Source organism: Winogradskyella sp. HaHa_3_26 (assembly GCF_019278425.1).
In the GTDB taxonomy this organism is placed as follows: Bacteria; Bacteroidota; Bacteroidia; order Flavobacteriales; family Flavobacteriaceae; genus Winogradskyella; species Winogradskyella undariae.
Genome location: NZ_CP058981.1, coordinates 1,970,176 through 1,992,544, shown reverse-complemented (window position 1 = coordinate 1,992,544; position 22,369 = coordinate 1,970,176). Strand labels below are relative to the sequence as shown.

The 22,369-nt window shown below is 32.2% G+C and carries 23 protein-coding genes; 14 read left to right on the top strand and 9 right to left on the bottom strand.

The genetic code is table 11. The annotated features are described in order from the left end of the window. The first annotated feature begins 8 nt into the window (after positions 1–8). From hemB to H0I32_RS08555, 14 genes are all read left to right on the top strand, one after another. Entirely contained in the window at positions 9–1,001 is a 993-nt protein-coding gene (gene hemB, locus H0I32_RS08620; RefSeq protein WP_179314121.1) for a porphobilinogen synthase, read from the top strand. A 131-nt stretch (positions 1,002–1,132) separates the two neighbouring features. After that, positions 1,133–2,527 (top strand): sensor histidine kinase, encoded by a 1,395-nt coding sequence (locus H0I32_RS08615; RefSeq protein WP_179314122.1) that lies wholly within the window; start codon positions 1,133–1,135, stop codon positions 2,525–2,527. 5 nt (positions 2,528–2,532) lie between these two features. After that, the gene (locus H0I32_RS08610; RefSeq protein WP_173587718.1) at positions 2,533–3,219 is read left to right on the top strand and encodes a response regulator transcription factor; all 687 of its coding nucleotides are present in this window, start codon (positions 2,533–2,535) and stop codon (positions 3,217–3,219) included. Positions 3,220–3,352: 133 nt separating this feature from the next. Then, positions 3,353–3,955, top strand: a complete 603-nt coding sequence (locus H0I32_RS08605; protein WP_179314123.1) for a hypothetical protein — start codon at positions 3,353–3,355, stop codon at positions 3,953–3,955. A gap of 313 nt (positions 3,956–4,268) precedes the next feature. After that, positions 4,269–4,676, top strand: coding sequence for an Lrp/AsnC family transcriptional regulator (locus H0I32_RS08600; RefSeq protein WP_173587716.1), 408 nt, complete (start codon positions 4,269–4,271; stop codon positions 4,674–4,676). 7 nt (positions 4,677–4,683) lie between these two features. Beyond that, positions 4,684–5,619 (top strand): hypothetical protein, encoded by a 936-nt coding sequence (locus tag H0I32_RS08595; RefSeq protein WP_179314124.1) that lies wholly within the window; start codon positions 4,684–4,686, stop codon positions 5,617–5,619. Between the two features lie 175 nt (positions 5,620–5,794). Next, the gene (locus H0I32_RS08590; protein WP_179314125.1) at positions 5,795–6,490 is read left to right on the top strand and encodes an Ig-like domain-containing protein; all 696 of its coding nucleotides are present in this window, start codon (positions 5,795–5,797) and stop codon (positions 6,488–6,490) included. A gap of 21 nt (positions 6,491–6,511) precedes the next feature. Then, positions 6,512–7,375 (top strand): hypothetical protein, encoded by an 864-nt coding sequence (locus tag H0I32_RS08585; protein WP_179314126.1) that lies wholly within the window; start codon positions 6,512–6,514, stop codon positions 7,373–7,375. A 232-nt stretch (positions 7,376–7,607) separates the two neighbouring features. Next, on the top strand, positions 7,608–8,732 hold the full coding sequence (locus tag H0I32_RS08580) for a CNNM domain-containing protein (protein ID WP_173587712.1): 1,125 nt from the start codon (positions 7,608–7,610) through the stop codon (positions 8,730–8,732). A gap of 3 nt (positions 8,733–8,735) precedes the next feature. Continuing rightward, positions 8,736–9,209, top strand: a complete 474-nt coding sequence (locus H0I32_RS08575) for a methylated-DNA--[protein]-cysteine S-methyltransferase (RefSeq protein ID WP_179314127.1) — start codon at positions 8,736–8,738, stop codon at positions 9,207–9,209. A gap of 3 nt (positions 9,210–9,212) precedes the next feature. Then, the gene (locus H0I32_RS08570; protein ID WP_179314237.1) at positions 9,213–9,734 is read left to right on the top strand and encodes a PaaI family thioesterase; all 522 of its coding nucleotides are present in this window, start codon (positions 9,213–9,215) and stop codon (positions 9,732–9,734) included. 12 nt (positions 9,735–9,746) lie between these two features. Continuing rightward, the gene (locus H0I32_RS08565; protein ID WP_179314128.1) at positions 9,747–10,895 is read left to right on the top strand and encodes a serine hydrolase domain-containing protein; all 1,149 of its coding nucleotides are present in this window, start codon (positions 9,747–9,749) and stop codon (positions 10,893–10,895) included. Between the two features lie 54 nt (positions 10,896–10,949). Continuing rightward, positions 10,950–11,663, top strand: coding sequence for a 3'-5' exonuclease (locus H0I32_RS08560; RefSeq protein ID WP_173587782.1), 714 nt, complete (start codon positions 10,950–10,952; stop codon positions 11,661–11,663). Between the two features lie 28 nt (positions 11,664–11,691). After that, positions 11,692–13,383 (top strand): ABC transporter ATP-binding protein, encoded by a 1,692-nt coding sequence (locus H0I32_RS08555; protein WP_179314129.1) that lies wholly within the window; start codon positions 11,692–11,694, stop codon positions 13,381–13,383. On the opposite strand, the gene H0I32_RS18075 is transcribed toward H0I32_RS08555, so the two are convergent. From H0I32_RS18075 to H0I32_RS08515, 9 genes are all read right to left on the bottom strand, one after another. Beyond that, positions 13,378–13,503 (bottom strand): hypothetical protein, encoded by a 126-nt coding sequence (locus H0I32_RS18075; protein ID WP_256928796.1) that lies wholly within the window; start codon positions 13,501–13,503, stop codon positions 13,378–13,380. The genes H0I32_RS08555 and H0I32_RS18075 overlap by 6 nt on opposite strands. A 229-nt stretch (positions 13,504–13,732) precedes the next feature. Further along, a complete protein-coding gene (locus tag H0I32_RS08550; protein ID WP_173587781.1) occupies positions 13,733–14,386 on the bottom strand; it encodes a 3-oxoacid CoA-transferase subunit B in 654 nt (217 codons plus the stop codon). A 94-nt stretch (positions 14,387–14,480) separates the two neighbouring features. Beyond that, on the bottom strand, positions 14,481–15,182 hold the full coding sequence (locus H0I32_RS08545) for a CoA transferase subunit A (RefSeq protein WP_173587708.1): 702 nt from the start codon (positions 15,180–15,182) through the stop codon (positions 14,481–14,483). A 90-nt stretch (positions 15,183–15,272) separates the two neighbouring features. Further along, complete coding sequence (locus H0I32_RS08540; protein ID WP_173587707.1) at positions 15,273–17,627, bottom strand: penicillin-binding protein 1A; 2,355 nt, start codon at positions 17,625–17,627, stop codon at positions 15,273–15,275. A gap of 2 nt (positions 17,628–17,629) precedes the next feature. Beyond that, positions 17,630–18,136, bottom strand: a complete 507-nt coding sequence (locus tag H0I32_RS08535) for a gliding motility lipoprotein GldH (RefSeq protein WP_173587706.1) — start codon at positions 18,134–18,136, stop codon at positions 17,630–17,632. After that, complete coding sequence (locus tag H0I32_RS08530; RefSeq protein WP_173587705.1) at positions 18,120–19,358, bottom strand: stage 0 sporulation family protein; 1,239 nt, start codon at positions 19,356–19,358, stop codon at positions 18,120–18,122. The genes H0I32_RS08535 and H0I32_RS08530 overlap by 17 nt, the downstream gene beginning before the upstream one ends. A gap of 158 nt (positions 19,359–19,516) precedes the next feature. Further along, a complete protein-coding gene (locus tag H0I32_RS08525; RefSeq protein ID WP_173587704.1) occupies positions 19,517–19,747 on the bottom strand; it encodes a ferredoxin in 231 nt (76 codons plus the stop codon). Further along, positions 19,747–20,991 carry a peptidase U32 family protein gene (locus H0I32_RS08520; RefSeq protein WP_173587703.1) on the bottom strand — a complete coding sequence of 415 codons (1,245 nt, stop codon included), beginning with the start codon at positions 20,989–20,991 and terminating at the stop codon, positions 19,747–19,749. Before H0I32_RS08520 ends, H0I32_RS08525 begins: the two co-directional genes overlap by 1 nt. Positions 20,992–20,997: 6 nt before the next feature. Next, a complete protein-coding gene (locus tag H0I32_RS08515) occupies positions 20,998–22,071 on the bottom strand; it encodes a rhodanese-related sulfurtransferase (protein ID WP_173587702.1) in 1,074 nt (357 codons plus the stop codon). Between the last annotated feature and the right edge of the window lie 298 nt (positions 22,072–22,369).

Sequence of the window (22,369 nt, the reverse complement as noted above, 5' to 3'; positions counted from 1 at the left end):
ACATAATCATGTTTCCAATACAAAGAAATAGAAGACTGAGAACTAGCGAAGCTATTAGAAGTTTAGTTAGAGAAACTTACATCACACCAAACGATTTTTTAGTACCACTTTTTGTGGTGGAAGGAAAAGGTGTTAAGGATGAAATTCCTTCAATGCCAAATTACTATAGGTTTAGTTTAGACACACTTCAAAATGAAGTAAAAGAACTATGGTCTTTAGGTTTAAAATCTGTTTTACTATTTGTTAAAGTAGACGACAAATTAAAAGATAACAAAGGTACAGAAGCTATAAATCCTAACGGATTAATGCAACGCGCTATAAAAGCAGTAAAAGATGCATGTCCAGGCATGTTAGTAATGACAGATGTAGCTTTAGATCCTTATTCTGTTTACGGCCACGATGGTATTGTAGAAAATGGTATTATATTAAATGATGAATCTTCTAAAGTGTTAGCAGAAATGGCATTAAGCCATGCCGTAGCAGGTTCTGATTTTATTGCACCTAGCGATATGAATGACGGAAGAACTTTAAGAATTCGTCAGTTACTAGAGCAGGAAGGTTTTAAAAACACTGGGATTATGGCTTATACCGCAAAATATGCTTCGGCTTTTTATGGTCCTTTTCGAGATGCTCTTGATTCGGCTCCAGTTGATTTGGTAGATGTGCCAAAAGACAAAAAAACATATCAAATGGATTACGGCAACAGACTAGAAGCCGTTCGTGAAACCCTTATAGATATTGAAGAAGGTGCAGATATTGTAATGGTAAAACCAGGATTATGCTATCTAGATATTGTCCGTGAAATTAAAAATGCAGTGAATGTGCCTGTTGCTGTTTATCAAGTTTCTGGTGAATATGCCATGTTAAAAGCTGCAGCTGAAAAAGGGTGGTTAGATCATGATGCTGTGATGATGGAACAAGTGACTGCAATTAAGCGCGCTGGTGGTGATATTATTGCAAGTTATTTTGCAAAGGATGTTGTAAAGCTTATTAATGGTTAAACAATAGCCTACAATTAAACTAAGAACTGCTAACCACGATATTTATAATTTAAGTTAATGCAAGGTTAACGGGTTCTGTTTTTGCGCTTATTAAAATCTACAGCTTACATTTGTGAATACATCATAATCTTGTGAACAAAAAGATAAATATTTTAATAAGCGCATCTATTTTAGGATTATTAGCCTTGTCTCTTATTCAAGGCTATTTAATTAATAACACTTACAAATTAAAAAAAGAAGCTTTTATAAACGATACTAGACGTTCTATTTCTCGTATTGACGATTTCTCACCTACACTAGATTCTCTCTCAAACATCTGGCAAGAAGATTTGTTAACAACCCTTACTGATTACAAAGTTAAAACAGCTACAAAAACAGATGTTATCAATAACCTACAACGCGTTATTAACTCTATAAACGAACTGTTTAAACAAGGTTATCAAAAAGAATTACTTAAAAACAATATACCGTATGGCATAAAATATCATAAAAGCGTTAAGCATATTATCCTGATGGACTCCATAAGTAATGATACCATTTATGATTATAAAAAAATGCCTAAAGCCATAATATTAGGAGATAGTATCCCTGTAAAAAACGAATTATATATAAGCAATACACTCTGGGAAACAGATCATTTAGACACACGAGAAATTGACGGAAAAGCTGTAAATACCTCATTATATCTTATGTTTCATACCGAAGATGTAATGGATATAGACGGCTGGAAAACCGAAGTTTTTAAACAAATGATCGGTCTTTTAATGCTATCGCTTCTTATATTTTGTTTTGTTTTTGGACTACTTTACTATTCTATAAAAAATCTTATCACACAAAAGAAAATTGCAGATATAAAAACGGATTTTGTTAATAATATTACTCACGAATTAAAAACACCTTTAACTACCTTAAGCTTAGCTAGCGAAATGCTTAAAAACCCTCTAGTAAAAAAAGATAGCCAACATTTTGATGCTACTATAAATACTATTGAACGCCAAAATAAAAGACTTCAAAAACTAATTGATCAAGTACTTAGTAACAGTTTGGGATACAAAGAAATTAAACTTATTAAAAAGCCCGTAGAAATTGAAGCCTATTTAAATACCGTTTTAGATGATTTTTCACTAATCCCATACACGAAAAATGTGACATTGAATCGTGTGTTTTTAGCAAAAAATAAAGTTATTAAAATTGATAAATTTTATATCACAACAGCACTCTTAAATATTCTTGAAAATGCCGTAAAATACTCAAACGACGACTGCGTTATTACTTTTAATGCAGAAATTGATTCCGATTTAAAAATTAGCATTACAGATCACGGTATTGGCATTTCTGAAGAAAACCACAAACATCTTTTTGATAAATTCTACCGCGTAGAAGACAAGGCACTTCATGATGTAAAAGGTTTAGGTTTAGGCTTGTATTATTCTAACCAAATAGTAAAAGCACACCACGGCACTATTACAGTGAAGAGCGAAAAAGATATAAAAACAACTTTTGTTATAACACTTCCCATAAATTAATAGTTATGAAACACATCCTCTTAGCAGAAGACGATTTAGATTTTGGGAACATTTTAAAGCAATATTTAGAACTTTCTGGTTATACCATCACTTGGGCTAAAGACGGACAAGAGGCTTTAGATCTTTTTAAAACTGAAACCTTTAATATCTGTGTTTTTGATGTGATGATGCCAAAACTTGATGGATTTTCATTAGCTAAACAAATCATTGCCATTAATCCTGAAACTCCTTTCATATTTTTAACCGCAAGAAAACTGAAAGATGATAAAATTAAAGGATTAAAACTAGGTGCAGACGACTACATTATTAAACCATTTGAAGCCGATGAATTGGTATTACGTTTAAATAATATTTTAAAACGAACTCAAAATCATTCCAATCAAATTAAAACCTCTAGTGTTGTAACTATTGGTAATTACTCTCTAGACACGCAGCGACTAGAGTTAACCTGTAAAGACTTCAAAAAACAACTCACTCAAAAAGAAGCTGAACTAATTCTTTTTCTTTTTCAACATAAAAACCAACTTCTAAAGCGCGAAGCTATTTTAAAAGCCGTTTGGGAAAATGACGATTTTTTCTCAGGGAGAAGCATGGACGTTTTTATTAGTCGGTTACGAAAATATTTTAAACACGATTCTTCTATTTTAATTAAAAGCACTCGCAATATTGGTTTAGAATTTAAAGTCAATTAACAAAAAATTCAACTGTTGGTTAACGCTAGGTTAACGCTTCTCATTTTCTTTTTTTTAGGATATTTCTCTTCTAATTTTGAATCATCAATAAAAACGAACAGTTATGAATGTTTCAAAATCAAATCAAAAAATCATGAAAATCTTAAACAAAAAAATCGGATTCCTTGTCGTTGCTACTTTATTTTCGGCTATACAAGGCCAATCGCAAACAGCACCCAATCCACCAACACCTCCAACAACAATGAGTGTATCAACTAATATCTCACGGTCTATTTCTATAGAAGAAAATAATGATGTACAACATAGTAGCTCTATTTCTGTTTCAAATTCTGACGACACCTATAAATTTAGAGCACGATATGACAATTCAAAAAATGAAGGAATAAAAGCTTTAGTCTTAAAACAATTAGGAAAGGATAATCTACTTATTAGCGGTAAAACATACCTATGGACCATCGAAAAAGATAATAATAAGACTTTCGAATGCAAATTAAATAAAGGAAATATTAAAATTTTCGTAAATAAAAATAAAGTTTCACATTCGTTTCAAAATAAAATAATTGAACTCGGAAAAGACTTGAAAAATTATATTTCTGGCACAGATACTGATAAAGAAGAAGCTAAAAACACAGAAGAAGCTAAGCAAAATCTTGAAAAAGCCAAAAGAGAACTAGAAAAAGCACAGCAAGAATTAGAACGTGCCGAGCAAGCTGCTAAACGAGAAACAGAAAATTAAAAAACAATTTTATTATTTATTTTTAGAGAAACGTCCTTATCAAAATTTGCTAAGGACGTTTCTTATAAGATCGCTCTATCACCTAGCAAAAGGTTAATCTATCTTATGTTTATTATTACATCGCAACGGATTCTTGTTTCATTCTATTTCAAAAAACAATAGTATCTAGATTTAGATAATCATCCAGAAGATTTTTAAACTGAACCATAATTTCAAACAAACTGCTTGTTTATCTTAAAAATAAATGCAAAAATTTTCCTACATTTGGTTTCGAATCTTTTGAATAACAAACAAATTAATTTCGAAACAGAAAATGGACGCTATTGACCAAAAAATTGTAAAAATGCTTCGCGAAAATGCACGTGAATCATTTGCTACTATAGGAAAAGCTGTAGAATTATCAGCTCCAGCAATTGGTAAACGTGTAAAACAACTAGAGAAAAAAGGATTTATTTTAGGGTATTCTTTAAAGCTTAATCATGATAAATTAGGCGTTACAGTTAGGGCTTATATCAATTTAAAAATTCATCAATCTAGTACTATAAGAACAGCATACAACCAAATCAAATACATAAACGAAGTAGAACGTTGCGACCGTATTACAGGAGAAGATAGTTTATGTATTTTAGGCTATTTTAAAGACAACAAGGCTTTAATTACTTTTTTAGAACGTATTTCGCAATACGGAGTTCCTAATACTAGTATTATATTAGAAAGTTAGATAACCTATGTATTACAATTGTAAAATACAGATAGCATTTATACTCTTAGCATTGGTTTTTGGATGCAAAGACAAACACCAATCTAAAATTAAGGATATATCGGTTTCTGAAATCCCCTCAAATAATTATGAAGAGAATCAAAAATTAGATTTAACAGAAACAATCAAAGACTCTCTGGAAATTAAAAAAGGTGAATTTGCAGACTATCCCTTAGAAGAAATTCATTCAAACTATATAATGTCTCATAAAGACTCTTTGGATTTACTTCTTTTTTGGAGAAAAATAGCCTTCTCTACTTTAGAAACTGAAAATTCCAACTTATCAAATTCAAAAATAAAATCATTATTAACTAATCATTTTGATGGTGACAGAAGCATCTTAGTTGCCAGTGTATATACTTCTCCTGATAACTTGTTTAAAATATTTGTTGGTCGGGGAGAATCTTGTGGTGCGTATTGTAATCCTTATTGGGTTTCCCAAATTGTGCTAGAAAATGGACAAATCATCGAGAAATTAGAGTTTAAAAATCTAGAACATATTTACCTAATGCCTGATGGAAAATACCTAATAAAGGAAAAAAGTTTTGGTAGACCTGCATCTGTTTACTCTGAGAAAACAAAATCTGCCACTTTAATTTCTTTTAAAGATAATGAGATAAACTATCACCAAATCGATTATAATTATCCAAAGTACAATGAAATTCTAAACGACAGTATTTACAATCCTAGCGGAAAACTATCGTTATCTCAAGAAAGTTTTATTGAGACAAAGCACTATTTAACTTACAACAAAAAATCGAAAACACTCTCGTATAGTTATGCCACCGATTTTTCATTTTGCTGTCAGGTTGATTCAATATATGCTTACAAAGGGGAATTTAAATATAAAAATGGACAATTCATTCATTTAACTGAGCAAAAAAAGTATATCGAAATAGATTAAAAGTTGCTATAATTAATAATTTTGAATCGTAAAAAAACACTCTTGTATAAAATATAAGAGTGTTTTTTTTATGATCTATTTCCAACGCCCCCTAATAGTGAATTCTTAATTTTTTAACATTATAGTGTAAGGGTTTTAAATTATTAAAGACAACTACTTTATAAATTTACTATCTATGATTAAAAAGTACACGTTTTTACTTGTTTCATTATTACTATTACAAACAAGTTGTATCGGAGAAGATATTGTTAATGACTTTATTGAACCTGAGCTCAGAATTCTAAACCCTATTAACTCATTACCCGTTCCTGAAACTTATCAGCTAAACACTGCATATTTTAATAATATAGGAATTGAAGAAGAAACAATAGTAACCTGGAGCAGTTCTAATTTAAACATTGCAACCGTTGACACTTCTGGGTTTCTAACTGCTATTTCTGAAGGAACCACCACAATATCTGCTTCTGTATTAGAAAATGATATTTTTTTAGAAGAAAGTTTTTCTATAACCATTACAGAAAATGGAACTGTGGTAATTATAGAACCCGTTGTAAAATCGGGTACCATTGTAACGACTAGTAGTTATTTACTTACCGGTAGTTTTACACTCGCAGAACAAGAAAACTCTGACAACCTACTGCTTTCTGTAAATAGCGACTACCAAGCTACAACTAGCCTACCTGGACTTTACTTGTACTTAACTAATAATCCTAACTCAATTTCTGGTGCCTATAGTGTTGGACCTGTTAGTGTTTTTAATGGCGCTCACACATACACAATTCCCAACACTAACATTAACGATTACACCTATTTACTTTACTGGTGCCAACCTTTTGGTGTAAAAGTAGGTACAGGCGAAATATTAGATTAATTACATATTTAAATTATGACAATGACTTTAAAAAAAATAATCCCAACTTTAATTATCATCTTAAGCTTTCAACATTCTTTTGCACAATGGACTAAAGATAAAGGCAAAGGATATTATAAAGTTTCAGCCTGGTATTTAGAATCTGACGAACATTATACAGATACCGGAGATAAAGATCCTAACGCCACCAGAACAAATTTTAATTTCAACTTTTATGGACAATATGGACTTACTAAAAAATTAGATTTAGTAGCCTATATTCCTTTTTTCTCCAGAACAACTCAAAATGATGCTGTTTCAAGAACAACCGGACAAGTTTTAACTGAAGGTGAAGCCGTAAATTCTATTGGAGATATCGACTTAGGTGTCAACTATAGCCTATTTAATAAAAACTCTTGGGCTTTATCTGCCTCTTTAAAATTTGGCTTGCCTACAGGAAAAAGTGAAGGTGGATCTGATGGAAGTTTTCAGACTGGTGATGGAGAATTTAACCAACTAGTACAGCTTAACTTAGGTAAATCCTTTAATATATATAACCAATCCTTTTACAGTAAAGTATATTTAGGGTTTAATAATAGAACCAATGATTTTTCTGATCAACTAACCACAGGATTAGAATTAGGAACTCAATTAATTCAAAATAAATTTTGGCTAATAGGAAGACTAAACACAATACAATCCTTACATAACGGAAGTTTAAATGCACAAAATTCTCAAGGTAGCATATTTGCAAATAATATCGAATATGTTGGTTTAGGCGCAGAAGTTGCTTATTACATCAATAAAAAACTAGGTGTCTCGTTCAACTATTCTTCTCTTTTAAGCGGAAAAATTATTGCAGCAAATCCTTCATTTAGTGCTGGCGTATTTTTAGATATAAAATAATTTAGCCTATCTCAATTAAAAAAAACTAATTTATATAAAAGGATTAGTCAATAATTAAATTTATGACTAATCTTTTTTGTTTACAGTCCTAGAAGTATTTTTTTTCCTGTTACACCAAGGTGAAAGATTAACAAATTAATAAGTAAAACCAATATTTTTAAGGTCGATAAAATAAATCTACAATTCAACATTCATTTTGTAACTTAGCCCTAACTAAAACACTTATTTATTAATGGGCTTACTTATTTTTTACGCTGTCATATCTATATTCTTTTCTTTTATATGTTCTATTCTAGAAGCTGTACTCTTAAGTTTAACACCTACATTTATAAATCTTAAAAAGAAAGAAGGCAAAGTTTATGCTACGGAACTAGAAGAATTAAAAAAAGATGTTGACCGTCCTTTAATTGCTATTCTTACATTAAACACTATTGCCCACACGGTTGGTGCTATCTTAGTTGGTGTACAAGCTAAAGTAGCTTATGCCGAAATGTATGGCACTACAGAAAGAACCATTTTAGGTATTACTATTACTGAAGATTTAATGGTAGCCATTGTATCTACCGTAATGACTATTCTAATTTTAGTTGCTTCAGAAATTATTCCAAAAACAATAGGGGCAACATACTGGAAACAGTTAGCCAACTTTACATCTAAAGCTCTTAATATTTTAATATTCCCTCTTAAATACACCGGTATTTTATGGGTGCTTCAGTTAACCACAAAACTCATTGGCGGAAAAGGACACGGAAGTGTTTTAAACAGAGAAAGTTTTGCTGCAATGGCAGATATTGCACATGAAGAAGGGGTTTTTGAAGAAAATGAAAGTAAGATTATAAAAAACCTACTCACCTTTAAAGAAGTTTTTGCCAAGGATGTAATGACACCTAGAACAGTAATGAAAACTGTGGATGAAAACATGACTGTAAAGGAGTTTTTTAAAGAAAATATGAATCTACGATTTAGTAGAATCCCTATATATTCAGGAGATGCAGACAACATTCAAAACTTAGTTTTAAAAGATGAAGTTTTTAAAGAAATGGCCTTAGATAATGGATCTAAAAAATTATCTGATCTTAAACGAAATATTATTGTTATTGAACGAAATCTACCTATTCCTAAACTATTTGAAAAGTTAGTAGAAAGCAGAAATCATATGGCTTTAGTGGTCGATGAATATGGTTCTGTTAGTGGAATTGTAACCATGGAAGATGTTATAGAAACTCTTCTAGGTCTAGAAATCATGGATGAAAGTGATAACGTTTCAGACTTACAATCTTTAGCTAGAAAAAGCTGGGAAGCTAGAGCGAAGAAACTAGGTATTATTGAAGAGGAAAAAACACCAGAAAACGAATAGAAAATGGTTTCGTGCATCATTAATTCTCCTTTAGGTTACGCAAAAATTATTGGAGATGAAAATGGTATTACTCAAGTTAGCATACTAAATACTGAAGAACAAATCACAGATATAATTCCTCATGAACTTGAGGATTGTGCTAATCAACTTCAAGATTATTTTGAAGGTACTCTAAAAACATTCAACTTAAATCTAAATCCTGAGGGTACAGAATTTCAGAAAAAAGTATGGAAACTTTTAGGAGATATTCCTTTAGGTAAAACCATATCTTACCTTCAATTATCTAAGCAATTAGGCGACCCAAAAGCCATTAGAGCTGTTGCTAATGCTAATGGTAAAAACCCACTTTGGATCATTGTTCCATGTCATCGCGTTATTGGAAGCAACGGAAGTCTTACCGGTTATGCTGGTGGTTTACACCGAAAACAATGGTTACTTAATCACGAGAGCGAAAACAAACAACAAACCTTATTTTAATTGATGTACAAAGTTGCTACCGAATTTTTAAAACGTTTTTTTAAAACCTCAACAATCTATAAATACGGTTTTAATTGGTCGCCTATGTATAGACGGACAACTGCTAAACTTATTGAAGTAAGTGACGATCTACACTACGTAAAAATAAGACTCAAACTTAATTGGAAAAACCGGAATTATGCCGGTTCCTTATTTGGAGGCAGTATGCTTGCTGCTACAGACCCAATCTACATGATACAGTTAATTCAGATCCTTGGTGATGATTACGTTGTTTGGGATAAAGCAGTAGAAGCACGCTATAAAAGACCTGCAAGAACAACAATTTATGGTGAATTTATATTTTCTGAACAAGAAGTTAAAAACATAAAAGACTCAATATCAAAAAATAAAGAAACTGACATTCTTAAAACAATGAGTCTTGTAGATGATAACCAAAATATAATTGCTACATTTAATAAAACACTATATATCGCTGACAAACAATTTTATAAAGACAAATTAAAAAAACGTCAAGCAACTAATTAACACTTACCACAAATGAAGTTTCTAAAAAACACACTTAAATTCATTGTTATTCTATTGGCAGTTGTTATTGCTGCACTTTACATAACGGATACCGATTATTTATTAAAAGCTGTACGAACCATATATATGAATGGCCACAAAACAGCATATTTAGAAGACTACAAACAATTTGATAACCAAGCCATTAATATAGGAACACCTGAACCTTGGCCAAATCATAAAGATTATAACAGCGCCTCAGAAACAGAAGAGCTTACAAAGCTAAACGAATCTTCAGGTACCATTGCCTATGTTATTATTAAAAATGATAGCATTTGGTTTGAGAATTATTACGATGAATTTAATGAAAATTCTAAATCGAATAGTTTTTCTATGGCTAAAAGTTACGTTTCTGGATTGATGCAAAAAGCGATTCAAGATGGATATATTAAAAGTTTAGACCAACCTGTTTGCGATTTCCTTCCTGCATTTTGTGATGGAAAAGCGGCAAAAATGACGGTTGGTGATTTATCTAGCATGAGCTCTGGTACAAATTGGGATGAAGCCTACTATTCTCCTTTTTCTATTACCACACGTGCCTACTTTGATGATGACTTATCTAAAGTTATGAATGGCTTAAAAATGGCAACAGATCCTGGAAAAAGCTACAAATATGCAAGTGGAGACACTCAAATGTTAGCTATGGTGATTGAAAAAGCTACAGGTAAAAAATTATACAAGTATTTTGAAGAAAGCTTTTGGAAACCTTTGGGTGCAGAAAACGAAACACTTTGGCAAGTAGATAGTGAAGATCACGACTTGGTAAAAGCCTATTGTTGTATTGCAAGTAATGCAAAAGATTTTGCACGTTATGGAAAACTTTTTAAAGACCATGGAAAATGGAATGGTAAACAAATTCTAGATTCTACATTTGTAGCAAAATCAGTACATCCACGTTTTAAAAATGGTCCAATGTATGGTTACGGCTGGTGGATCGCCAAGCACAAAAACAAAGATGTTTTTTATATGCGTGGCCACTTAGGTCAGTATGTAATTGTAATCCCTGAAGATAATGTTATGGTAATCAGACTGGGACACACGGTTGCAAAAGCTAAAGGTGATGCACATTCACCTGATTTTTATACCTTTATAGACGAAGCTTATTCCATGATGGAAAAGTAAAACGCTAAACCTTTCAGTTTTTAAAACCTGTTGGGTTTGCCAAATACACAATACATGATTAGCAAACTCAACTTAGAAAACATTCTATTTTTAGATATAGAAACCGTTCCTGAAACAGAAAATTTTTCAGATTTAGATAATGCAAAACAGGACCTTTGGAATGCCAAGTCGCGTTACCAGCGAAAAGAAGAATTTTCAGCAGAAGAGTTTTATGACCGAGCAGGCATTTGGGCTGAATTTGGTAAAATTGTATGTATTTCGGTTGGCTACTTTAACATAGAAGAAGAAATTCGAAGTTTTAGAGTGACTTCCTTTTACGGTGATGAAATAAAAATTTTAAATGATTTTAAAAACTTACTAAACACACATTTTAATTCTGATAAGTATTTACTGTGTGCTCATAATGGTAAGGAATTCGATTTTCCATACATAGCAAGACGCATGATTATTCACCATATAGAATTGCCAGAAAAACTAAATTTATTTGGAAAGAAACCTTGGGAAGTACCTCATTTAGATACTTTAGAATTATGGAAATTTGGTGATTTTAAAACCTATACGTCATTAAAATTATTAACTAATGTATTAGGCATTCCTTCACCTAAAGATGATATTGATGGTAGTGAAGTTTATCACGTCTATTACAAAACGAAAGAAATAAATAGAATTGTTGTTTATTGCGAAAAAGATACAATTGCAGTCGCACAAATATTTTTAAGATTAAGAGGCGACAAATTGCTTCAAGATAATGAAATAAAACATGTGTAATCTAGTTTTCTAGATTCAAATCTCTCTTATGGCAGATCAAAAATTACTTCAAGTTGAAGGTTTAAATATTTCCTTTTATAAGGATAGAATTGAAAATAAAATTATAAAAAATAGCTCATTTCATATCAATAAAAATGAAATTGTAGCCGTTGTAGGCGAATCTGGATCTGGTAAATCTATTTCTTCACTAGCCTTAATGGGATTATTACCTAAACAGATTTCGAAAATTACATCTGGAACCATTCAATTTGAAGATAAAAACTTGGTGGATCTATCTGATAAAGAATTTCAAGCTATAAGAGGAAGAGAAATTGCCATGATTTTTCAGGAACCTATGAGTTCTTTGAATCCTTCTATGCGCTGTGGTAAACAAGTTGAAGAAATCTTAAAACAACATTTTAAATTATCTAATTCAGAAATTAAATCCGAAGTTCTAAATCTTTTTGATAAAGTAAAGCTACCTAATCCCGACCGAATTTATAAAGCGTATCCTCATGAAATCTCCGGAGGACAAAAACAGCGTGTTATGATTGCCATGGCTATTGCTTGCAAACCTAAATTACTGATTGCAGACGAACCAACCACAGCTTTAGATGTTACTGTACAAAAAGAGATTTTAGAGTTGCTTAAAACGATTCAAATTGAAACAAAAATGAGCGTTCTGTTTATCTCTCATGATTTGTCTTTAGTTTCGGAATTAGCAGACCGTGTTTTAGTGATGTATAAAGGTGAAATTGTAGAACAAGGTACAACCAAAACCATATTTAATCATCCAAAAGACAATTATACCAAGGCGTTAATTGGCGCTAGACCATCAACAGATTTTAGATTAAAACAATTACCGACAATCTCTGACTTTATGAATAACAGCGTAAGTCAAACCATTATTTCTGATGAAAACAGAATTGAAAATCACAACAAATTATATGCTCAAAACCCTTTATTAGAAGTTATTGATGTTGAAAAAACATACCTATCCAAAACGGGATGGTTTACGAAAGACAAACCTTTTAATGCCGTAGATGGTGTAAGCTTTAAAGTTTACCCAGGAGAAACGATAGGCTTGGTTGGTGAATCTGGTTGCGGAAAATCGACTTTAGGAAATGCTATTTTACAGTTAAACAAAGCGACTTCTGGACAAATATTATATAAAGGGAAAGACATTACAAATTTGAATACTTCGGATATGCGAACGTTACGAAAAGATATTCAGATTATATTTCAAGATCCATTTGCTTCGCTCAATCCAAGATTAACTGTTGGTAATGCTATTTTAGAACCCATGACGGTTCATAATATAGGATCTTCAAATAAAGAACGAAAAGAAAAGGTTATTGAAATTTTAGAAAAAGTAGGCTTAGATGCTTCTGCTTTTGACCGCTATCCACATGAATTTTCAGGAGGTCAGCGTCAGCGTGTAGGTATAGCAAGGACTATTGCTTTAGAACCTCAGCTTATTGTATGTGATGAGTCTGTTTCGGCTTTAGATATTTCAGTACAAGCACAAGTTTTAAATCTATTAAATGACTTAAAGGAGCAATTTGGCTTCACTTATATATTTATTTCACACGACTTGGCCGTTGTAAAATATATGGCAGATCAGTTATTAGTAATGAATAAAGGAAAAATTGAAGAAATTGGAGATGCAGATACAATATATGCTTCCCCTAAAAAAGAGTATACAAAAAAGCTGATTCATGCTATTCCTAAAGGATTATAGCATGAATACTCTTTTTGTTAATTTAAAAACATCAGAGATAAACTCTAAAGTGCTTTCTAATACTGAAAATTCATGATTTTCAGTTAAAGTAGGGTTTGGTAAGCTTGATTTAGTTTTCATAATCAATATTTCAATATAGGTTTGGGGCAAAAAGGAAATTAAGTTTATGGTAACTTACGTTTTCTAATATATTTCTTTTATTAGATACAGCAATATCTAATATATTTTAACATTAACCGCTTAAACACTTAATAAATCGCTGAAATACATTTTAATTTAACATTTAAAAGATTTTACCTTCAAAAAAAAGCAGCTAAAATTAGCAGCTCTTACAAATAAAATTTATTTTTCACACATTCATTTCCGGTATTTCAGCTTCAATAATTAATTCACCTTCCGTAGCAGAAATAATAGCCTCGACAGAAACTCCTGGCGCACGTTCTAAAAGCTGAAATCCTTTTGGAGTAACTTCTATCACCGCCATATTTGTTACAATTTTCTTTACACAACCAACACCTGTTAAAGGTAAAGAGCAATTTTTTAATAATTTAGACTCACCTGCTCTGTTGGTATGCATCATTGCAACAATAATATTTTCTGCACTTGCTACTAAATCCATAGCACCTCCCATTCCTTTTACCATCTTTCCTGGTATTTTCCAATTAGCGATATCACCTTTTTCAGAAACTTCCATAGCACCAAGTATCGTTAAATCTACGTGTTGACCTCTAATCATACCAAAACTTGTTGCTGAATCAAAAAATGATGCTCCTGGCAAAGTAGTTATTGTTTGTTTGCCTGCATTAATAACATCTGCATCTTCTTCTCCTTCAAAAGGAAATGGCCCCATACCCAAGACTCCATTTTCACTTTGAAATTCGACTTCAATATCTTCTCTCACAAAATTAGCTACCAAGGTTGGAATACCTATACCTAAGTTAACATAATAACCATCCTTAACTTCCTGTGCAATGCGCTTTGCGATTCCGTTTTTGTCTAACATATCTTCTGTCATTTCTGCCGAGGCAGAAATCTATTTAATTAATATTATAACTCTATTTGGAGATTCCTATCCTAATAAATAGGATTGACAAGCTTTAACCTCGTTGTCTTACTGTAAGTTGCTCAATTCGTTTTTCATAAGTTTCACCTTGAAAGATACGTTGAACAAATATTCCGGGAATGTGTATTTGATTAGGATCTAATGTTCCAACCGGAACTAATTCTTCAACCTCAACAACGGTTACTTTAGCAGCACCGCACATGTTTGGGTTAAAATTTCGAGCAGTTCCTTTAAAAATTAAGTTCCCTGCGGCATCACCTTTCCAAGCTTTAATAAAAGCAAAGTCGGCTTTAAAAGCATGTTCTAAGACATACATTTTCCCATCAAATTCTCTAGTTTCTTTTCCTTCGGCTACTTCTGTTCCGTAACCTGCGGGTGTATATATCGCAGGAAACCCAGATTGAGCTGCTCTGCAACGTTCGGCTAGTGTGCCTTGCGGAATTAATTCGACATCTAATTCACCAGAAAGCATTTGACGTTCAAATTCATCATTCTCTCCAACATAAGATGAAATCATTTTTTTGACCTGCTTTTGCTGTAGTAACAGACCTAGACCAAAGTCATCAACCCCTGCATTATTAGAAATACAGGTTAACCCCTTAATATTTAGTTTTACGAGCTGAGCAATGGCATTTTCAGGAATTCCAGATAAGCCAAAACCACCAAACATAAAGGTCATATTATCAGTAACACCCTTAAGTGCCTGAGAAATATTATCTACTTTTTTATTAATCATAGGTACTAGTTTTTGCATTTGAAAAATACAAAAACTAGTATCAAATTAATAATATAAAATCATAAAATGGAATACCTAAGTTGAGATTCTTTAAAAATCGAAATCAACATTATCTTCAGGATTATCATCGCCAACAAGATCACCTTCATCTTTAGCTTCACAATCTATATTGATTGTTAAATTAGAAGGCTTTTCAAAATTACTTGTAGATACATCTAAAGTTTCATCTGCGTAACAAGCTTTCATATAAAGCCCCCAAATTGGTAATGCCATAGATGCACCTTGACCATAAGTAATTGTTCTAAAATGCGCTGCTCTATCTTCTGCACCAACCCAAACACCAGTTACTAAATTGGGCACCATACCCATAAACCAACCATCACTTTGGTTTTGTGTTGTTCCTGTTTTACCAGCTATTGGATTCTGAAGATCATAAGGATAACCCGTCATCACTTCTTGATACATTTTATTATACTTTTCTACTCCTTTAGTTCTTAAACGTCCACCAGAACCTGCTTTTGTAACCCCTTCCATAAGATTAACAGTTACATAAGCAACTTCTTCACTTAATACATCTCTACTTTCTGGTGCAACTTGATATAAGATAGTTCCATTTTTATCTTCAATACGTGTTACCATAACAGGCTTGTTATAAACTCCTTTATTAGCAAAGGTAGAATATGCAGCAACCATTTCGTAAACACTAATATCTGCTGTTCCTAAAGCAATTGCGGGCACAGGTACAATATCTTGTTCAATACCTAATTTCTTAGCCATTTCTACAACAGGTTGAGGTCCTATTTCATTCATTAACCTTGCCGTAACTGTATTTGTAGAACTTGCCAAAGCATCTTTAAGCGTTTGCTCACCTGAATAATTACCATCAGAATTTTTAGTTGTCCAAGGTTCTGGATTTCCAAACTTATTAGCAGCAATAGTAATTTGTGTTCTTGGAAAATAGTCGCAAGGCGATAATTGTAATTGATCAATAGCAGTAGCGTAAACAAAAGGTTTAAAGGTAGATCCTACCTGACGCTTCCCTTGTTTTACCATATCGTATTGAAAATTTCTGTAATCTATACCACCAACCCAAGCTTTAACATGACCTGTTTGTGGATCCATTGACATCATCCCTGTACGTAAAAATGATTTATAATAACGCATAGAATCTTTAGGCTTCATTATAGTATCTATTTCACCTGCTTTACCATTCACCCATTTAAAAACTCTCATTTCTGTTGGTACCTCAAATGAAGCACGGATCTCTTTCTCAGACTTTCCTTGCTTTTTAAGTATTCTCCAACGTTCTCCACGCTTCATACCGTCATTCATTAGCTTAGTAACTTCAGATTTTGAAAGATCTAAAAATGGCGCTGTTTTATTACGGTCTGGTGTATTTTGATTATCAAACTCTGCTTGTAATCTAGACATGTGTTGTTCAACCGCCGTTTCTGCATATTTCTGCATGCGAGAATCTATTGTTGTGTAAATTTTAAGACCATCAGTATATAAACTATATTTACTACCATCTGGTTTTCTATTCTGATCATCCTTTGCCCAATCTTTCATGAAACCCCTAAGGTATTCTCTAAAATAAGTCGCAATACCTTCACGGTGAGATTCTGGTGAATAGTTTAAATCTAATTCTGTTTTTTGAAGAGAGTCTTTTACTTCTTCTGTGATATAATCATATTTAGCCATTTGAGCCAAAACAACATTACGTCTATTTCTAACACCAACAGGATTTTTGTGAGGTCTAGGATTGTATAACGAAGGGTTTTTTAACATCCCAACAATCATACTAGATTCTTTAGTATCTAAATCTCTTGGTTCTTTTCCAAAATATATTCTAGAAGCACTACGAATACCATCTGCATTGTTGTTAAAATCAACAATATTAAAATACATCGCTATTATTTCCTCCTTAGTATATTGACGTTCTAAACGGATAGCAATAACCCACTCTCTTACTTTTTGAGAAAGACGCTCAATAATATTTGAAGAAACCTGTTTTGTAAATAAGTTTTTTGCTAATTGTTGAGAAACGGTACTTGCTCCACCACCAGCGCCTAATTTATAAATAGCTCTCAAAGTTCCTCTACCATCAATACCAGAGTGTTCATAAAATCGGATATCTTCTGTTGCAACCAATGCATCGACCAAATTTTGAGGTAAATCTTTAAAACCAATTGGAGTTCTGTTATCGTCAAAATAAAACTTCCCTAATGTTTCATCATTTGAAGAAATAATTTCTGAAGCTAAATTAGTTTCCGGATTTTCTAATCTTGTATAATCGGGCATTTCACCTAAAAATCCCCAAGACGCGAATAAAAACAATAACACAATAGCTGAGATACCAGCTAAAAATAATATCCAAAACCAACGTACATATTTTGAAAAATCTAATGTTTCTGACTTAGATTTTACTACTTTCTTTTTTGCCATATTTACTCTTTTTGAGCTTTTTCTACTCTAAAACCAATATCTGTAATTCCTTTTAAAAACTCTACACCATTAACATCTCCATTTTTTCTCATGGCATGCTGAATATTAACAATGTATTCTCCTTCTTCGTTAAATTTAAACGGTTCTTTATAACCTCTAAACCACAATTTATTTTCTTTTAAATCTGAAAATCCCGTTCCTAAAAGTTCCCCATTAGGAGCTGCCATTTTATACTCTAAAGTATCTGTAACAACCTTGCCGTTAGGATAATCTAATTCTACAATAAGAAATAAATTACTAAACTTATAAGCATCTGTATTTCTTAAATTAACATATAAATTATAATTCTTTAAAGTGTCTGGTGCTTTAAAATTAAATGAAGCAATAGAATCTTTGTGCCATTCTTTAGGTACTGATTTGTAAGTATCAAAGACTGCATTAGAATCACAACTTACCACAAAAAAACAACTTATAATTCCAAAAAATAATGCCTTAATTGTTCTTAGCATTTGGCTTTGAATTTTGCTTTGGCTTTGCATTAATATTTTGATTACGGTTTCTATTTCTAGGTTTGTTTTTGGTATTATTGGTATTATTTCTGTTATTCTTATTGGTTTTACGTTTCTTATTCGGTTTTGGATTATCGAAACGTGTTAAACTATCTTGACCAACAACATTTTCAAATTCGGTTTTAGGATCTTGTATCTGCTCTACAGCATACATTTCTAAACTAGCTACCTTTTCCCTTTTCTTATTTTTCTCAATAATTTCATTGGCCTGTTCTGTAGTAATAATATGCCAGTTCATCCATTCTCCCTCATAAGCATACCACATTAAACCTTTAAAAATATCGGTTTTTTGGCAAACAGCATTCCCTTTTTCGGTGTACAATTTTACATCGGACTTTGGAAATGCTTTTAAGGCGTCTAAGTAAGCATCTAACTCGTAATTAAGACAACATTTAAGCTTACCACATTGTCCTGCAAGTTTTAAAGGATTAAGCGATAATTGTTGGTAACGCGCTGCTGATGTACTTACCGATCTAAAATCGGTTAACCAAGTAGAACAACACAACTCTCTACCACAAGAACCAATACCACCAAGTCTTGCTGCTTCTTGTCTAAAGCCAACTTGTTTCATTTCTATACGTGTTCTAAACTCACGTGCAAAAACTTTAATTAGTTCTCTAAAATCTACGCGTTCTTCTGCGGTATAATAAAATGTAGCTTTACTGGCATCTCCTTGAAATTCGATATCCGAAATTTTCATTTTCAGATTTAAATCAATAGCAAACTGACGTGCCTTAACCTTCATTGGTTCTTCTCTATCTCTAGCTTCAGACCAAATATCAATATCTTTTTGTGATGCTTTTCGGTATATTTTCAGAACATTTTCTGCATCATCAAGTCTAACTTTCTTACGCTTCATTTGTACGCTTACCAATTCTCCGGTAAGCGTAACCATTCCGATATCGTGACCCGTTTTTGCTTGTGTTGCCACAATATCCCCAATACTTAAAGTGAGGTTTTCTGTATTTTTATAATATTGTTTTCTGCCGTTTTTAAAACGTACCTCAACACCTATAAAAGGTTGTTGTCCGTTAGGAAGCGACATGTTAGCTAACCAATCAAAAACAGTAAGTTTATTGCAGCTATCTGTGCCACAAGTCCCATTGTTTTTGCATCCTTTTGGTTGGCCATCATTACCAGTTGAGCAACTGTTACAAGCCATAAAATTTATATATTAAATCTAGACAATACATGTCTAAATAGAGGATTCGTAAATAATTAATGAGTAAAGATAAGATTATTTCCTGAGTTAGCTAAAATCTGATTTATTATTGCAACTTCACGATAACTTAGAAACCTTTTAAAACAGCGTGTTTACTATCATTTAATCTTAACAGAAATGATATTTACAGGACACGCTTTTGATGCATTTTCACAAGCCTCTAAAATCTCATAATCATTTGATTTTAGAGTATAAAAACCTTTCTTTTCTTTTGTGTTTAGCAAAACTGTTTTTCCGTCTTTTTTAGACATCTGAAACTGATTTGGTGCCATTTCCACACAGTAATTACAGCCAATACATTTATTGCGTTGTAAAGTTATAACGACCATTAAGCTTCAACTTTATTTTCAACAATTTTGTACAATTTATCTGAAGGTCTAATTCTGAATTCAAGTGGTATCGTAATCGAGTCTCCTTTGGTTCCTTTATTTAATTTTTTATCATTAACTAACATATCTTTTAACTGAAACTCTTTTGCTCCTGTTGTAGGACCTGTAATTAAGATCTTATCACCAATAGACAGATCATAAGCTTCGATTTTAAATTCTCCAACTTTAGCTTTAGGATAAAAATGAACACCTTTACCAATATACACTTTCTTTTGTGTAGCATGACTTCCTGATCCTTTACTCCATTCTCCTAATTTTTGACCTAAATAATAACCACTCCAAAAACCACGATTATAGACTTTTTCCAGATCTTGCATCCACAAAATCACCTTTTCCTTATTATAGGTATCATTTTTAACGCTATCAATAGCATCACGATAACACTTAATAACATTCGCTACGTATTCTGGTGCTCTACCTCGTCCTTCAATTTTTAAAACCTTTACTCCAGCATCTGCAATTTCATCTAAAAAATCAATAGTACACAAATCTTTAGGCGACATAATGTACTCATTATCTAGTTCCATTTCAAAACCAGTTTCCTGATCAATAACCGTATATTTTTTTCTGCAATTTTGTTTACAAGCACCTCTATTTGCTGAAGAATTACTAGAATGTAAACTCATATAACACTTCCCAGAAACAGCCATACAAAGTGCACCGTGACCAAAAATTTCAATTTCTATTAATCGTCCTGAAGGTCCTTTTATTTGCTCCTTTTCAATTTGCTCTGTAATATGTTTTACTTGACGCAAACTCAGCTCTCTACTCAACACCATTGTATCAGCAAAAAGTGCGTAGAATTTTACGGTTTCAATATTAGTGATATTAATTTGAGTAGAAATATGTACTTCCATACCGTGCTCTCTTGCCACAGCAATCACTGCTTGATCCATAGCAATAACTGCAGTTATATTAGCTTCTTTTGCTTTTTTAATCAAGGTTTTTACAATCGATAAATCGTGATCGTAAATTATAGTATTTAAAGTAAGGTAGGTTCTAACATTTTTGGCTTCACAACGTTTTACAATTTCTTGTAAATCATCTAGAGTAAAATTAACTGAAGCTCTCGCTCTCATATTAAGTTGCTCTACTCCAAAATATATTGAATTTGCGCCATTATCTAAAGCTGCCTGCATGGATTCAAAATTACCGGCAGGTGCCATTAATTCTATTTTCTGCATAACAACTTATATTTTATCTGTTTTTAAGGTTTCAAAAATATTTCTTAAATCTTTTTTATACGGTAAGTGATCGGCACGGCCTTTTTTGAAAATATCGTTACTATTTCCTTGCCCTTTTCGTAATGCTTTTTGTTCTTCGAATGGTAATCTGTTTATTTCCATACAGTTTGTAGAACAACAGTTTTCCATTTTTTCTTTACAAGAATCGCACTGAATAAATAATAAATGACAAGCTTCATTAGCGCAATTGGTATGTAAATCTGCTGGCTCACCACATTGATGACAATGAGCAATGACATCGTCGCTAATACGCTCTGATCTACGTTCATCGAAAACGAAATTCTTACCTAAGAATTTATTTTCTAAACCCTGTGCTTCAATTTGTCTTACGTAATTAATGATTCCACCTTCAAGCTGAAATACATTTTTAAAGCCTTTATGTTTGTAGTATGCACTGGCTTTTTCGCATCTAATTCCGCCTGTACAATACATTACTAACTTCTTGTCTTCTTTGTGCTCTCTTAAATCTTCTTCAATTAAATCTAAAGATTCTCTAAAAGTATCGACATCTGGAGTTACTGCATTTTTAAAATGACCTATTTCGCTTTCATAATGATTACGCATATCTACCAAAACAGTGTTTGGATCTTCAATAAGTTCATTAAACTTCTCAGCATTGACGTGAACCCCCTTGTTGGTAACATCGAAAGACGTATCGTTTAAACCATCTGCGACTATTTTTTTACGGACTTTGACTTTCAACTTTAAAAAGGCAAAATTATCGTGCTCTACAGCGATATTTAATCTTACGTTTTCTAAAAATGTAATGGTATCTAAATGATTTTTGAAAGCTTCAAAATTTTCTGCAGGTACAGAAAGTTGGGCATTAATACCTTCTGTAGCCACATAGATTCTACCCAAGACCTCTAATTGATCCCAAGCAAGAAATAAGTGATTTCTAAAAATTTCGGTATTATTAATTTTGGCGTACTTGTAGAAAGAGATTGTTAAGCGTTCTTTTCCCGCTTGTTCAATAAGTTCAGCTCTTTCTTTAGCACTTAAGTTATTGTACAGTTGCATGCTATACTAATTTTTAAGGTTAAAGAATAATTAGCCGCAAAGGTATCATTTTTAACGAAAACGAAATACTGAAGCACAAAAAAAGCACTAAGAATATCTCATAGTGCTTGATTAACTTACTAACTTAAAAATTAATCTACATCGGTTTAACAGTCACAGAGGATTTAACAGCAACTGAAACACCAAATACATTACTTAAAAATTTAAAAAGCCGAAAACCAATCGACTCTTTAAATTTAATCATAGCAATTATTTTCCTTTTTCACTTAGTAGATGTAAAAATCACTGAAGGGTTGCG

Bases quoted from the DNA above. Each gene is read 5' to 3' on its own strand.
- H0I32_RS08540 (WP_173587707.1), bottom strand. From the start codon at position 17,627: ATGGCAAAAAAGAAAGTAGTAAAATCTAAGTCAGAAACATTAGATTTT.
- H0I32_RS08530 (WP_173587705.1), bottom strand. From the start codon at position 19,358: ATGGCTTGTAACAGTTGCTCAACTGGTAATGATGGCCAACCAAAAGGA.
- H0I32_RS08545 (WP_173587708.1), bottom strand. From the start codon at position 15,182: ATGATTAATAAAAAAGTAGATAATATTTCTCAGGCACTTAAGGGTGTT.
- H0I32_RS08610 (WP_173587718.1), top strand. From the start codon at position 2,533: ATGAAACACATCCTCTTAGCAGAAGACGATTTAGATTTTGGGAACATT.
- H0I32_RS08575 (WP_179314127.1), top strand. From the start codon at position 8,736: ATGGTTTCGTGCATCATTAATTCTCCTTTAGGTTACGCAAAAATTATT.
- H0I32_RS18075 (WP_256928796.1), bottom strand. From the start codon at position 13,503: ATGAAAACTAAATCAAGCTTACCAAACCCTACTTTAACTGAAAATCAT.
- H0I32_RS08600 (WP_173587716.1), top strand. From the start codon at position 4,269: ATGGACGCTATTGACCAAAAAATTGTAAAAATGCTTCGCGAAAATGCA.
- H0I32_RS08550 (WP_173587781.1), bottom strand. From the start codon at position 14,386: ATGTTAGACAAAAACGGAATCGCAAAGCGCATTGCACAGGAAGTTAAG.
- H0I32_RS08515 (WP_173587702.1), bottom strand. From the start codon at position 22,071: ATGCAACTGTACAATAACTTAAGTGCTAAAGAAAGAGCTGAACTTATT.
- hemB (WP_179314121.1), top strand. From the start codon at position 9: ATGTTTCCAATACAAAGAAATAGAAGACTGAGAACTAGCGAAGCTATT.
- H0I32_RS08565 (WP_179314128.1), top strand. From the start codon at position 9,747: ATGAAGTTTCTAAAAAACACACTTAAATTCATTGTTATTCTATTGGCA.
- H0I32_RS08525 (WP_173587704.1), bottom strand. From the start codon at position 19,747: ATGGTCGTTATAACTTTACAACGCAATAAATGTATTGGCTGTAATTAC.
- H0I32_RS08520 (WP_173587703.1), bottom strand. From the start codon at position 20,991: ATGCAGAAAATAGAATTAATGGCACCTGCCGGTAATTTTGAATCCATG.
- H0I32_RS08560 (WP_173587782.1), top strand. From the start codon at position 10,950: ATGATTAGCAAACTCAACTTAGAAAACATTCTATTTTTAGATATAGAA.
- H0I32_RS08555 (WP_179314129.1), top strand. From the start codon at position 11,692: ATGGCAGATCAAAAATTACTTCAAGTTGAAGGTTTAAATATTTCCTTT.
- H0I32_RS08535 (WP_173587706.1), bottom strand. From the start codon at position 18,136: ATGCTAAGAACAATTAAGGCATTATTTTTTGGAATTATAAGTTGTTTT.
- H0I32_RS08605 (WP_179314123.1), top strand. From the start codon at position 3,353: ATGAAAATCTTAAACAAAAAAATCGGATTCCTTGTCGTTGCTACTTTA.
- H0I32_RS08595 (WP_179314124.1), top strand. From the start codon at position 4,684: ATGTATTACAATTGTAAAATACAGATAGCATTTATACTCTTAGCATTG.
- H0I32_RS08585 (WP_179314126.1), top strand. From the start codon at position 6,512: ATGACTTTAAAAAAAATAATCCCAACTTTAATTATCATCTTAAGCTTT.
- H0I32_RS08570 (WP_179314237.1), top strand. From the start codon at position 9,213: ATGTACAAAGTTGCTACCGAATTTTTAAAACGTTTTTTTAAAACCTCA.
- H0I32_RS08590 (WP_179314125.1), top strand. From the start codon at position 5,795: ATGATTAAAAAGTACACGTTTTTACTTGTTTCATTATTACTATTACAA.
- H0I32_RS08580 (WP_173587712.1), top strand. From the start codon at position 7,608: ATGGGCTTACTTATTTTTTACGCTGTCATATCTATATTCTTTTCTTTT.